Source organism: Sphingomonas pokkalii (genome assembly GCF_003096275.1).
Classification (GTDB): domain Bacteria; phylum Pseudomonadota; class Alphaproteobacteria; order Sphingomonadales; family Sphingomonadaceae; genus Sphingomonas; species Sphingomonas pokkalii.
The window spans coordinates 3,494,009-3,507,206 of the sequence record NZ_QENQ01000001.1; the positions used below are offsets into that span (position 1 = coordinate 3,494,009).

The window sequence follows — 13,198 nt, forward strand, 5'->3', positions numbered from 1 at the left end:
TGTGAACTGCGAGCCCTGGTCGCTGCTGAAGATGGCGGGCTTGCCATAGCGGGCCAGCGCTTCCTCCAGCGCCTCGATGCAGAACGCAGCATCGAGCGAGATCGACACGCGCCATGCCAGCACGCGCCGAGTGAACCAGTCGACGACAGCGACGAGATAGACGAAGCCCCGCGCCATCGGCACGTAGGTGATATCCGTCGCCCAGACCTGGTTCGGCCGGGTCACCGCCAGCTTGCGCAGCAGATACGGATAGATCTTGTGGCCTGGTGCCGGCTTCGACGTGTTCGGCCGGCGGTACAGTGCCTCCAGCCCCATCCGCTTCATCAGCGTCGCGACATGCAGCCGGCCGACGCCCACGCCCTCCTGCCGAAGCAGATCGCGCAGCATCCGGCTGCCGGCGAACGGGTAGAGCAGGTGCAGCTCGTCGATCCGCCGCATGATCTTCAGATCGGCCGAAGATACGGCCCGCGGCAGATAGTAGATGCTGCCGCGGCTGATGCCGAGCTGCCGCGCCTGGGCGGTCAGCGGCAGCGCATGACCGCGGTCGATCATCGCTTTGCGCTCGGCAACAGACCTGCCTTCCCGAGCGCACCGGCCAAAAATCGTTCGCCAGCGTCAGCTCGCCCTGCACGGCAGCAAGTGCCACTTTCGCCTTGAACGCAGGGCTGTGGTTACGCCGGGGGCGCTTGCTCATCTTGCCTTCTCCTTGCGGCCAGCATGGCCGCTGTCAGAGCGGCAATCCACTTATCCCCGCTGTCCAAATTCCCCGAACCACCTCTAGGCTGAGCATCTCACCGTGATCGAACGCGAGTTGCAGCGGATCGCCGTCACCGATGCGCGCTTCGATAGAGACGCCTGTTTCCCCGGGCCATGGTACGGTGCGTTCCGCGAGCGCCAACTCTGGCACGGATTTTAGCGCGGCGGTGACCCCCACACTGTCCGTTGCGCGGATAGTTCCGCAGTCGTCGTCGCCGCCGGGGAATGGCCTCCGTATCTCTCGGGTTCAAACAGATCCGTTGGGGGCGATGTCCGAAATGAGCGATCGCGATCGCGTTCAAGTGGTGGTGGTCGGTGCCGGCCCGGTTGGTTGCGTCGCAGGGATGTTGCTGGCCCGGCAAGGGATCGACGTGATGTTGGTTGAAAAGGGCGAAGATTGCGCGGCAGACATGCGCGCCTCCACCTTCCATCCGCCGACGCTGGAAATGCTGGAGCAGCTGGATATCACGCCCAGGCTGATCGAACGCGGCCTGAAGGCCCCGATCTATCACTGGCGCGATCGGCGCAGCGGCGAAGTGCTGGCATTCGATCTGACCGAGATCGCGGACGTCACCCGCCATCCCTACCGCATCCAGTGCGAGCAATATCATTTGTCGCGGATGCTGGCGGAACGGCTGGAAGAAACGCCGAATGCCGCGGTGCAGTTCAACCACCGGCTGGTCCATTTCGCCGAGGACGACAGGGGCGTCGATCTTGCGCTGGAAACCCCGATGGAGATCCGCCGGGTGCGCGCGGATTATGTCATCGCGGCGGACGGTGCTTCCTCGATCGTACGCAAATGGCTTCGCGCGGAATTCCATGGGTTCACCTATCCCGAAAAATTCCTGACGCTGAGCACGGACGAGCCGCTGGAAGCCGCGATTCCCGGCTTGGCGCATGTGAACTATGTTGCCGATCCCGAGGAGTGGCTGGTGCTGCTCAAGGTGCCGAAGCTGTGGCGTGTGCTGGTGCCGACGTTCGACCAGAGCGACAATGCGGTGCTGACCTCGGACGCCAACAAGAACGCGATTTTCGAACGGCTGATCGGCCATGGCGCGGATGTGCGGACCTTCCATCGCACCATCTATCGCGTGCACCAGCGGGTCGCGAAAAGCTTCCGCCATGGCCGCGTGTTCCTGGCAGGCGATGCGGCACATCTCAACAATCCACTGGGCGGCTTCGGCATGAACAGCGGCATTCACGACGCGTTCAACCTCACCGAAAAACTGCTGCCGGTGTTGCAGGGGCGCGGCGGCGAGGCGGCGCTGGATCGCTACGACCGGCAGCGACGCACCGTGACGCACGACTTCACCCAGCAGCAGACCATCCAGAACATGGAGCTGATGAAGGCAGGGCAAAGCGAGGCCTATCGCATGGTGCGCGATCAGATGCGGGCTCTCAGCACGAACGATGAAGCGCGCCGCACCTATCTGCTGCGGCAATCGATGATCACCAGCGTCCGCGACGCTGCGGCGATCGATTAATGCCTTGAGGGGGAACGACGATGACGGACGTGCTCGGATGGCGCAAGGTGTTCGGGGTACTCGGCCCGTCCACCAATACGGTGGTGCAACCCGATTTCGATGATCTCCGGGTGGAAGGGGTGACCAACCACTATAGCCGGATCATCGTGCAGAACCCGACCGCGCTCTCCGATGCGGATTTTCTGCGGGGCACCGATGCCATCGATGCGGCGACGCATGATGCGGTGCGCGCGGTGATGACATGTGCGCCGGATTATCTCGTGCTCGGCATGTCCGCGGTCACCTTTTACGGCGGCGCGGAGGGGGCGGCGAAATGGACCAAGGCCGTCGAGGACGTGGCGGGCACCCGGCTGTGTACCGGTGCGCTGTCGCTGATCGAAGCGTTCAAGGCCTATGGCGGTATCCGGCGGATCGCGGTGCTGTCGCCCTATTTCCCGGTCGCCAACGAACAGGTTGGCCGGTTCATGAGCGATTATGGCATCGAAATGGTGCGCGATACGCCGCTGCGCTGCCAGAGCTGGCTGCACATCGCCCGGGTGACGCCGGCCCAGCTGCGCCAGACGATCCTCGATCTCGACGGCGATGACATCGATGCGATCGTGCAGGTCGGCACCAATCTATCGATGATGCGCCTGGCTGCGGCGGCGGAGACCTTCCTGCAAAAGCCGGTGATCGCGATCAACACCGCAACCTATTGGAATGCGCTCCGCCAGAACGGTATTCAGGATCGCAAGCCGGGCTTCGGCAGATTGATGGCTGAGTTCTGACAGGGGCCATTCAGGCGCCGGCGATTGCCGCCAGCGCCTGTTCCTCGCCGATGACCTCGGCCACCTTCGCTTGAATGTCGAACAGGTTCGCTTCCTGCACGCGTGGATCGCGGTCGCCGCACGCTTCGCGCACCACGAACGGCAGGAAGCCGTTGCACAACGCATCCAACGCCGTGGCGCGCACGCAGCCCGACGTTGAATAGCCGGTGATGAACAGCGTATCGATCCGCGCCGCGGTGAGGATCGCGGCGAGCGGAGTGCCGAAGAACGCCGACGGAAATTTCTTGCTGAGCACCAGCTCATTCTCGCGCGGTTGCAGGCTGGGCGGAAAGGCGCCGAGCGGCGATCCCGGCGCGAACGCGCGCAGGGCGGGCACCTTGCGGTAGAACAGGCCGCCATCGAATCCGTCTTCGCGATACTCGATATTGGTGAAGATCACCGGGATGCCGGCGGCGCGTGCGGCGGCGACCAGCCGTTCATTGGCGGCCAGTTCGGTTTCGACGCCTGCATACAGATGCGATGCCGGATCAAGATATGCCATCACCAGATCGATGATAAGCAGGGTGGGCCGCTCGCCGGGCGCGAGCGTGCCGCCGAAGCCGGCGGAGGCATAATCCCCCGCCAGATCGGTTGTGGCCGTCATGGTCGTTTCCTTATCTGCTCAGCCGAGCTGGCCGGGGATGTGGCTCTCGTGATTGGCAAGGTACCAGTCGGCGATCTCCTCGCGCGTGGCCCACCACACGCCCGGCAGCGACTTGGCATGTTCGATGAATTCGCGGATCGCGCGGATGCGATGCGCGCGGCCCGATACATGCGGGTGCAGGCCGACGTTCATGATGCGGCCGGTGGTGGCGCCTTCCTCGTACAGAACGTCCAGTTCCTCGATCAACGCCTGGGCGAACTGATCGGTGGTGAAGTTCTTGCGGGTGATGAAGGTAAAGTCGTTGATTTCGTTCGAATAGGGCGTCGAGACGATCGGGCCGTGCGGCGTCTTCAGCAGATAGGGCTGATCGTCGTTCATGATGTCGCAGTAGAAGGTGCAGCCATATTCGGCGAGAATGTCCGCCGTCTGCAGCGTGCCGCGCAGCGAAGAGCTGAGCCAGCCCTTGGCCTTGCGCCCGGTATATTTCTCGAACTGGTCGAGCGTGCGCAGAACGATCTCGCGCTCGCGTGCCGGATCCTTGGCGTAGTCGGTCAGCAGCTCGCCCTGCTCCCAGTTGTGCGCCAGCAATTCCCAGCCGCGCTGGAGCACCGCATCGGTCATCGCCCCGCGCCGTTCGAAGGTCACGGCGTTGGTCGTGCAGCTGGCCTTGACCCCCAGCTTGTCGAACAGGTCGAACAGCCGCCAGATTCCCACCCGCTGGCCATATTCGCGCCAGGTGAAATTGGGGAAATCGGGGGTGTCGCCCGCCAGCGTGTCCGGCAGGATCGCCGGGCCGCCGGCATAATAGGGCCGGGTGGTATCCTTGGTGAGATCCCAGGTCTCGAGATTGAACGTCAGGATCAGCGCGACGCGAGCGCCGTTCGGCCATTTGAGGGGCAGTCGATCAGGCAGCGCGCTATACGGATATTCCACGGAACTTCATCTCCCGGTGCGGATCACGCACGGAGGATCGCCGCGCCGCCGCCCGGGGTCACCTCCGCGCACGCCGACTATTCAACAGGTGGCTATTCGGCGGCGGCGGCGATGTGCGGCGCGAGGTCGGTGGTGATCGCCAGTCCGGTTTGCTGCAGCACCGGCAGAAACTGGCGCACGGCATCGTCCATCCGAATCGCGGAAGAGAAAAAGGCGAGGGTGATCGCGCCGGCCACGCGGCCATGTTCGAAGATCGGCACCGCGATCGACGAGGTCTTGCCCGGATTGCGGGTGAAGTGGTTGTTGCCGCGCGTGGCATAGCCCTGGCCGCGGATCTTCTCCAGCAGTGCGTCCTCCTCGATCATCCGCATCGTGTGCACCGGCACGAGATCGGGAAGCCGCTGCAGCGAGGCGAGGATGCCGGCGCGTTCGTCTTCCGTCATGTTCGCCAGATAGACGAGGCCTGAGGCGCAATGGAGGATCGGGATCGAATAGCCGGGATAATAATCGCTGAAGGTGAGCGTGGTCAGCGAATGGGTCGAATCGCGGATCACCATGTTCGATCCGACATGGGTCGAAAGCGAAATAGGCCACATCACCCGGCGGGTGAGTTCGACGATGTGCGGGCGCGCCGCCTGGACGATGCCGGCATGCCCCTGAAAGCCGTGGGCGAGGGTCTGGACCAGGCCGGTCGGGCGGTATCGCTTCCGCACCGGTTCCTGTTCGATCAGCCCTTCGAACAACAGCGTCTGCACGATACGGCACGCCGTCGGATAGGGCACATTGGATGCGCGGGCGATCTCCATCATGGAGAGCGAACCGCCCCGGTTCACCGCCTGAAGGACGGCGATACCGCGAGCGAGCGACCGGATCGGTACACCTTTTTCCATGCACGCAGGATGACTCTTTTAAGACGTCCATGCACCCAAAAAATTAGCATTTCATACAGAAATTAGCCGATTTGCAGGGCGGATATGTCGTGGAGCGGCAAACATTTGCACGATTTTTGCGCACCCCGACAATCGATTGCCCGTTTTCACGACAAACGGCGGTTCCGAGCCCAAAGCAACTACCTAGCGCCCGCCCGCGACTCGCGAATCAGCGGGCGTCGGCAATCTCGCCCAGCGTGTGGAACGCCGCGTCCGGCTGTTCCGAAAGCGCCCCGAGAAGACGTTCGAATGCCCCGATCCGATAAGGCAGGCCGAGGATATAAGGCGTGACATGCAGCGGCAGCATCCGCCCGCCAAACCGGCCGGCTTCCGATCGCAGCAGCGCGAACGCATCCAGCATCTGTTCAGCATAGGAGTCCGCGCAATGCTGCTGGACAGTGATGATCTGGCGATCCGACAATTCGTGATTGACCGGCACGCTGACGATCGGCCCTGCACCGGTTTCGAACCCATAGGGCAGCTCGTCGTTCACCCAATCCGCCATGTAGCGCAGGCCGGCTTCGGCGAGCAGTCGCGGCGTGTGGAAGGATTGCGACCGTGCGATCGACATCCAACCGGTCGGGCGCTCGCCGGTCACCCGCGCGATCGTGTCGAGCGCGGTGGCGATCAGGGCGCGCTCGTCCGCTTCGGCAAGGCCGGTCGCGATCGTGCCGTTCATGTCGGTGGCGTGTGCCACGATCTCGTGCCCGGCCGCGCGCAGATCGGCGAGGATGCCGGGATAGCGATCGGCGATGGCGGCATTGGTGGCGAAGGATGCCCTGGCGCCCACCCGATCCAGCGCATCGAGCATCCGGTACAGCCCGACGCGTGTGCCATATTCGCGTGCGGTATAGTGGCGATAATCGGGATAGGGGGTCACCATGTGCCCCGGTGCGCGGAACGGCGCGTCCGTGGGCAGGATCGGAAACCATTCCAGGCTGACGACCACGGCGACCGCCACGCCCGCACCCGACGGCCAGGCGATCGGCGGGCGTTCGAACAGGTTGGACCAGGGATAGAAATCATGGTCCATGCCGTGGCGGCGCAGTGGATATTCGAGATAGCTGGGATCGAGCGTCATGCGGGCACCTGCGCGCGATAGTGGTCGGCGATGTCGCCCGACCGGGTGATCCAAGCGCGGCCATCCGCCACGATATGCCGGAGCACCGCCTCGAACGCGCCCATGCGATGCGGCTGGCCGATCAGATAGGCATGGAGCGGGATGCACATCACCGTGCCGCCCTCGTCGGCGAGGCGATCATATTGGCGGATCAGCGTATCGGCATAGGCCCGCGGGCTCATGTTGTAGACGAAGAAGCCATAGTGATCGTTGACTTCCAGGCTGTACGGCATGGAGATCAGGCGGCCCTGGCGGACATGGACTTCGCCCGGCTGATCGTCGTGATACAGGTCGCAGGTATAGCTGAGGCCATATTCGGCGATCAGATCCAGCGTGCGCGGTGTGTGCGTCAGCGCGGGGGCGAGCCAGCCCTTGATCGTCTGCCCCGTCGCATCGCGCACGGTGCGGATCGAATCCTCGATGATCGCGCGTTCCTGCGCTTCGTCCATCCCATAGCTGTAGCGGGTGTTGTAGATGCCGTGGCTGAAGAACTCCCAGCCCCGCGCCGCCGCATCCGCGACGATTTCGGGATGGTGCTGGCACATCGCCACCGACAGGCTGACCGATCCGGGAAAGCCGTGCTTGCTCATCATCTCCGCCATCCGCCAATGGCCGACGCGGTTGCCATAATCGCGATGGCCATAGCCGACCACATCGGGATGCGGCCGTGCCCAGCTCTTGCGATGCGGGTTGGCCGGCGGATCGAGTTCGTAGAATTCGATGTTCGGCGAAATCCACACCGCCACCCGCTTGCCGCCCGGCCATGCAAGTGTCGGCGGGGCGCGATAGGGGCGGAAATCGTAGAGGCCGGGGTCCGGTTCGCCCTCACGCATCGCGTTGCGCCTCCAGCCAGTCGATCACCGTCTGCACCGGTTCGACATCGGCATATTTCAGCTGGAGATCGGTCAGATTCGCGAAGTGGTAGCTTTCATGCTTGTCGGCGCACGTCTCGATCGGGACGATCGTGCGATAGCCCCGGCTGAGGCTGTCCACCGCCGTGGCGCGGACGCAGCCCGAGGTCGATCCACCGGTGACGACCACCGTATCCACCTTGTGCCAGACGAGCAGGCTTTGCAGCGGCGTTTCGAAAAACGCCGAGGGCATGTGCTTGTCATAGATCATGTCGACCGCGGGATCGATCTCGCATCGATCGTCGAACGCGTGGCGGGGCGATCCGTGCTTGATGTTCTGCAGGCTGTCCGGCGTATCCGAACGGGTGCCCCACACGCCCGCATCGGCGGCAGTGGCGTGATAGGCGACGCGCGTCCAAATCACCGGCATCCCCTTTTTGCGGGCGAGCGCCGAGATGGTGTTGGTCCATTCGATCTGGCGCGGATCGGTTTCATACGCCGTCTTGAACTGGTCGATCCGGGTATAGGCGTTCTGGAAATCGACATTGACGATCGCCAGCCGCTCGCCGAAGCCGAACTTGGCGCGGGCCGGATTGTGCATCACCGCATCGAAGATTTCGCGCGCGGTCCGGCCATCGCTGACCATCCGGGTGCCGGGAATCGACGGGTTCGTGCTCATGCTGCCCTCCGCATCGCCGCGGGGGTGAAGCCCAGCGGCAGTTTCGCGTCGGGAAGGAACCCGAACATCTCCGTATCCGGCAAGGCCGCCGTGACGATCTCTCGCACCGCGAGCAAAGCGTCGATGTCGATGCCGGTGCGCAGGCCCATCGCCTCCAGCATGAACACCAGATCCTCGGTCACGATGTTGCCGCTGGCGCCCGGCGCGAACGGGCAGCCGCCGATGCCGCCCAGCGAGGCGTCCAGCGTGGTGAGACCGCAATCCAGCGCCGCCAGGGCGTTGGCGAGCCCCAGGCCGCGGGTGTTGTGGAGGTGGATGCCGGTGAGCGCCGCATTGCCGACCACGCCGCGCACCAGCCGGATCCTGTCGCGCACCGCCGCTGGATCGGCATAGCCCGTGGTATCGGACAGGCCGACCTCGTCGCAGCCCGCCTCCATCAGGGACCCCGCGAGGCGGGCGATCTGCGCATCCGGGATCGGTCCCTCCAGCGTGCATCCGAAGACGGTGGACAGGCTGCCTTCGAAATGCGGGCGCCGTGCGGCCGGGAGGTCGGCGATCATCGCTGCGATCGCCCGCGCCTCTTCGATCACCTGCGTATGGGTGCGGCGCAGATTGGCGAGACTGTGGGTTTCGGAGACGGAGAGCGGCAGGGTGATCTTGTCCGCCCCCGCTCCGATCGCGGCGGCGGCACCGCGCGCATTGGGCACCAGTACCGCGACCGTCAGGCCCGGAATCGTCTTGGCATAGGTGACGATTTCGGCGGTGTCGGCGAGCTGGGGCAGGAGCTTGGCGGGCACGAAGCTGCCCACCTCGATCTCGCGCACCCCGGCGGCGGCTTCTGCGGCGATCCACGCCTTTTTGGCGGCGGTCGGCATGATCGGGGTGATGCTCTGCAGCCCGTCACGCGGGCCGACTTCGCTGACCAGAATGTCGTTGTCCGATGCGCGGTCAGCCATTCCCGGTTCCTTGTCCATTTGTATTCAATCTATATCAAATGGCAGAAGGCTGTCGAGGAGCGAAGATGGATCGGGACGCATTGCCGCTGGCGGGTATCCGCGTGGTGGAGTTTTCACATATGGTGATGGGCCCCTCGATCGGCGTGATCCTGGGCGATCTGGGTGCCGATGTGGTGAAGGTGGAGCCGCTGGGCGGAGACCAGACCCGCAAGCTGCTTGGATCGGGCGCGGGCTATTTCCCGATGTTCAACCGCAACAAGCGCAGCATCTGCCTGGACCTGAAGAGCGACAACGGCCGGGAGGTCGCGACGAGGCTGGCGGCGAGGGCCGATATCCTGATCGAGAATTTCCGGCCTGGCACGCTCGCCAAGCTGGGGCTCGGCTTTGACGTGCTGGTGGCGGCCAATCCGGGGCTGATCTATTGTTCGGCGAAGGGCTTCCTTGCCGGGCCGTACGAGCATCGCACCGCGCTGGACGAAGTGACCCAGATGATGGGCGGGCTTGCCTATATGACCGGTCCGCCGGGGCGCCCGCTGCGCGCGGGATCGTCGGTGGTGGATATCACCGGCGGCATGTTCGGGGTGATCGGCGTGCTGGCCGCGCTGGAGCGGCGGCATCGCACCGGCACGGGCGGCGAGGTGAAATGCGCGCTGTATGAAACCACGGCGTTCCTGGTCGGGCAGCACATGGCGCAGAAGGCCGTAACCGGCAAGGCCGCGGGGCCGATGCCGGTGCGCGTGTCCGCCTGGGCGATCTATGACGTGTTCGAAACCGCGCGCGCCGACGAGCAATTGTTTGTCGGCGTGGTCAGCGACGGGCAGTGGAAAAGCTTCTGCGCGGCGTTCGACCTCGCCGATCTGGGCGACAATCCCGACTATGCGCTGAACAACCAGCGGGTGCTGGCGCGCGACGTGATCCTGCCGCGGGTGCGGGGGCTGTTCCAGACGATGCCGCGCGGCGAACTGGTCGAGAAGCTGGAGCGGCTCGGGCTGCCCTTTGCGCCGATCGCGCGGCCGGACGAACTGTTCGACGATCCCCATCTGAACAGCGGCGGGCTGGTCGACGTGACCATCCCCGGCGGCGAGGCGACCAGGCTGCCCGGCCTGCCGATCGAGTTCGACGGCGCGCGGCCGGGCCTGTGGCACGACATTCCGGCGATCGATGCCGATGCCGACGCGATCCTGCGCGAGATCGGCTATTCGGACGCGGAGATCGCCACGATCAGGGGGTGAGATCGGGCGCGCTGCGGCCATGCAGGTCCAGGCGCAGCCGGTAGCGATCGGCCCGATACTGTGCCACCGTGCGCAGGATCGGTGCGCCGCCCGCGCCGGTCACCACGCGTTCGATGCGCAGCACGGGCGCGCGGGGTTCGATCGCGAGCGTGGTCGCCAGCGCGAAATCGGCGGAGAGGGCGGAGATGGTCTGGTGACCGCCCTGGAGGCGGTGGCCCAGCTCCTGCAGCAGCGCGAGCATCGGCTTGGCGGCGAGGGCGGCGGCATCGATCCGGCCCATGGCGGCGGCTGCGGGCACCTGGCTGACTACCAGACCCAGCGGTTCGTCGCCCTGCAGGCGGAGCCGAACCGCGCGGACGATCGACGCGCCGGGTGCGAGCGCGAGGGCTGCCGCGCCCTCGGCGTCCACGGCCTCCTGGGCGGCCGACAGCACGCGCACCCCGGTATCGCGGCCAAAGGCGATCAGCGCTTCGACGGCCTGGTCCAGATCGGCGTCCATCGGCGGCGTGGCGGCGCGGAAGATCACGCGCGTCCCGGTGCGTCGCCGCCGTTCGACCATGTCCTGCTGGGCCAGTTCGTCGAGCGCGCGACGGGCGGTGATGCGCGATACGCCCCACTGCTCGGCCAGTTCATGTTCGGTCGGCAGCAGCGATCCCGCCGGCCTCTGGCCGCTCAGAATATCGTCGCGCAGCGCCAGGAAAATCTGGTGATAGAGCGGTACGGCGTTTGCGCGATCGATACCGGACTTGGGGCTGGCTGAAATTCGCTGTCTCCGCTGGTCGGATGCATTTGATATAGCATGATGGCAAATCAAAGGATGCGCCGCTACGCCGGCGCCATGATGAAGCCGCGCACTGCCTTCGACAAGATGTGGGACGCGCATCGGATCGCCGACCTGGGCGGGGGCACCGGGCTGGTGCTGATCGATCGGGTGCTGCTGCACGAACGCACCGGCGGGATCGCGCTGAAGAGCCTGGCCGATGCCGGGCGCAGCGTGCACGCGCCGGCTCACGCCTTCGCGACGATGGACCATGTCGTCGATACGCTGCCCGGCCGCACCGATCGCACGACCATGCCGACGGGGCGCGACTTCATCGTCGCGACGCGGGAAGCGGCCCGGGCGGCGGGGATCACCCTGTTCGACCTGGGCGATTCGCGGCAGGGGATCGTGCATGTGCTGTCGCCCGAACAGGGCATCGTGCTGCCCGGCGTGACGCTCGTCTGCCCGGACAGCCATACCTGCAGCCAGGGCGCGCTGGGGGCGCTGGCCTGGGGCATCGGATCGAGCGAGGCGGAACATGCGCTCGCCACCTCCACGCTGCGGGTGCAGAAGCCGAAGACGATGCGGATCACGATCGACGGTCGGCTGGCGCCCGGCGTGACGCCGAAGGACCTGGCGCTGCACCTGCTGGGCCGCTTCGGATCGGCCGGCGCGAAGGGCCATGTCGTCGAATATTCCGGCGAGGCGGTGCGCGCGCTGGATGTCGAGGGGCGGCTGACCCTGTGCAACATGGCGACCGAGTTTTCCGCCTTCTCCGCGCTGATCGCTGCGGACGAGACGGTGTTCGCCTATCTGAAGGGCCGCCCCTATGCGCCCAGCGGCGCGGCGTGGGAGGCGGCGGTGGCGGATTGGCGCGACCTGGCCAGCGACGAGGACGCGGTGTTTGATGTCGAACTGCACGTCGACGCGGGTGAGGTGTGCCCGATGGTGACCTGGGGAACCAGCCCGCAACAGGCAGTGCGGCTGGATCGCACGGTGCCGGCGTTCGACGCGGTGGCGGGGCGCGACACCCGCGAAGCCTATGACCGCGCGCTGGCCTATATGGGGCTGGAGAGCGGAGCGCCGCTGATCGGGCTGCCGATCGACGCGGCGTTCATCGGGTCGTGCACCAACAGCCGGTTGAGCGACCTGCGCCGCGCGGGGGCGTTGTTGCAAGGGCGGCATGTGGCGCCCGGCATCCGCGCGATCTGTGTGCCGGGATCGAGCATGGTCAAGGCGGCGGCGGAGGCCGAAGGGCTGGACCGCATCTTCCTGGCGGCCGGCTTCGAATGGCGCGAGGCCGGCTGTTCGATGTGCTTCTTTGCCGGCGGCGAGAGCTTTGGCGCGCAGCAGCGCGTGATCAGTTCGACCAACCGCAATTTCGAAAGCCGGCAGGGGCCGGGCACCCGCACGCATCTGGCATCGCCGGAAACCGTGGCGGCGTCCGCCATCGCCGGCGCGATCGTCGATCCGAGGACGCTTGCATGACGCCTTTCGCGCAAGTGACCTCGCTCGCCGTCCCGCTGATCCGCGACAATGTGGATACCGATGCGATCATCCCGTCGCGCGAGATGACCTCGGTATCGAAGCATGGGCTGGCCGACGGGCTGTTCGCCGGCTGGCGCTATACCGAGCGGAAGGGGCGCGTGCCGAATCCGGATTTCGTGCTCAACGAGCCGCGCTTCGCCGGAGCGTCGATCCTGCTGGGGGGCGCGAATTTCGGCTGTGGTTCCAGCCGCGAACATGCAGCCTGGGCGCTGGCCGAATATGGCTTCCGCGTAGTGATCGCGCCGAGCTTCAACCCGATCTTCCGCGCCAATTGCGTGCGCAACGGCATCGTGCCGGTCGCGCTGGACCCTGCGCCGATCGCGGCCGAGCCCGGCCCGATCACCGTCGACCTACCGGGCCAGACCGTATCGGGCGCCTCCCGGCACTGGCCCTTCGCCATCGATGCGGAAGCCAAGGCAATGCTGATCGGCGGGCTGGACGAGATCGGCCTGACGCTGCAACGCCGAGACGCGATCGCGGCGTTCCGCGCCGCCGATGCGGCGCGGCGCCCCTGGGCCTATTTCGGGGGCTGACGCACCG

13 protein-coding genes and 1 pseudogene are annotated in these 13,198 nt (G+C 65.8%); 5 read left to right on the plus strand and 9 right to left on the minus strand.

Features of this window, described 5'->3' with window-relative positions; genetic code table 11:
* A pseudogene (locus tag DD559_RS16045) lies at positions 1-694 on the minus strand (IS3 family transposase); the annotation flags it as partial.
* A 340-nt stretch (positions 695-1,034) separates the two neighbouring features.
* On the opposite strand from DD559_RS16045, the gene DD559_RS16050 reads away from it, so the two are divergent.
* Positions 1,035-2,240: an FAD-dependent oxidoreductase gene (locus DD559_RS16050; RefSeq protein WP_116470960.1), complete on the plus strand. Its 1,206-nt coding sequence runs from the start codon at positions 1,035-1,037 to the stop codon at positions 2,238-2,240.
* Positions 2,241-2,260: 20 nt separating this feature from the next.
* Complete coding sequence (locus tag DD559_RS16055; protein ID WP_116470073.1) at positions 2,261-3,007, plus strand: maleate cis-trans isomerase family protein; 747 nt, start codon at positions 2,261-2,263, stop codon at positions 3,005-3,007.
* 10 nt (positions 3,008-3,017) lie between these two features.
* On the opposite strand, the gene DD559_RS16060 is transcribed toward DD559_RS16055, so the two are convergent.
* The 7 genes from DD559_RS16060 to DD559_RS16090 form a co-directional block, all read right to left on the minus strand.
* Entirely contained in the window at positions 3,018-3,650 is a 633-nt protein-coding gene (locus DD559_RS16060) for an isochorismatase family protein (protein WP_116470074.1), read from the minus strand.
* An 18-nt stretch (positions 3,651-3,668) separates the two neighbouring features.
* A complete protein-coding gene (locus DD559_RS16065) occupies positions 3,669-4,583 on the minus strand; it encodes a polysaccharide deacetylase family protein (protein ID WP_116470075.1) in 915 nt (304 codons plus the stop codon).
* 92 nt (positions 4,584-4,675) lie between these two features.
* Complete coding sequence (locus DD559_RS16070) at positions 4,676-5,473, minus strand: IclR family transcriptional regulator domain-containing protein (protein ID WP_116470076.1); 798 nt, start codon at positions 5,471-5,473, stop codon at positions 4,676-4,678.
* A 208-nt stretch (positions 5,474-5,681) separates the two neighbouring features.
* Entirely contained in the window at positions 5,682-6,593 is a 912-nt protein-coding gene (locus DD559_RS16075; protein ID WP_116470077.1) for a polysaccharide deacetylase family protein, read from the minus strand.
* The gene (locus DD559_RS16080; RefSeq protein WP_116470078.1) at positions 6,590-7,465 is read right to left on the minus strand and encodes a polysaccharide deacetylase family protein; all 876 of its coding nucleotides are present in this window, start codon (positions 7,463-7,465) and stop codon (positions 6,590-6,592) included. The genes DD559_RS16075 and DD559_RS16080 overlap by 4 nt, the downstream gene beginning before the upstream one ends.
* Positions 7,458-8,162: an isochorismatase family protein gene (locus DD559_RS16085; protein ID WP_206364520.1), complete on the minus strand. Its 705-nt coding sequence runs from the start codon at positions 8,160-8,162 to the stop codon at positions 7,458-7,460. The genes DD559_RS16080 and DD559_RS16085 overlap by 8 nt, the downstream gene beginning before the upstream one ends.
* Complete coding sequence (locus tag DD559_RS16090) at positions 8,159-9,118, minus strand: hydroxymethylglutaryl-CoA lyase (RefSeq protein WP_116470962.1); 960 nt, start codon at positions 9,116-9,118, stop codon at positions 8,159-8,161. Before DD559_RS16090 ends, DD559_RS16085 begins: the two co-directional genes overlap by 4 nt.
* Positions 9,119-9,183: 65 nt before the next feature.
* Here DD559_RS16090 and DD559_RS16095 point away from each other — a divergent pair, with 65 nt between their 5' ends.
* Positions 9,184-10,350 (plus strand): CaiB/BaiF CoA transferase family protein, encoded by a 1,167-nt coding sequence (locus DD559_RS16095; protein ID WP_116470079.1) that lies wholly within the window; start codon positions 9,184-9,186, stop codon positions 10,348-10,350.
* Here the strand turns inward: DD559_RS16095 and DD559_RS16100 are convergent.
* On the minus strand, positions 10,340-11,164 hold the full coding sequence (locus tag DD559_RS16100) for a GntR family transcriptional regulator (protein WP_240610301.1): 825 nt from the start codon (positions 11,162-11,164) through the stop codon (positions 10,340-10,342). The two genes, DD559_RS16095 and DD559_RS16100, sit on opposite strands and share 11 nt — an antisense overlap.
* 24 nt (positions 11,165-11,188) lie before the next feature.
* On the opposite strand from DD559_RS16100, the gene DD559_RS16105 reads away from it, so the two are divergent.
* On the plus strand, positions 11,189-12,598 hold the full coding sequence (locus tag DD559_RS16105) for a 3-isopropylmalate dehydratase large subunit (RefSeq protein ID WP_206364521.1): 1,410 nt from the start codon (positions 11,189-11,191) through the stop codon (positions 12,596-12,598).
* Positions 12,595-13,191 (plus strand): 3-isopropylmalate dehydratase small subunit, encoded by a 597-nt coding sequence (gene leuD / locus DD559_RS16110; RefSeq protein WP_116470081.1) that lies wholly within the window; start codon positions 12,595-12,597, stop codon positions 13,189-13,191. The genes DD559_RS16105 and leuD overlap by 4 nt, the downstream gene beginning before the upstream one ends.
* Positions 13,192-13,198: the final 7 nt, after the last annotated feature.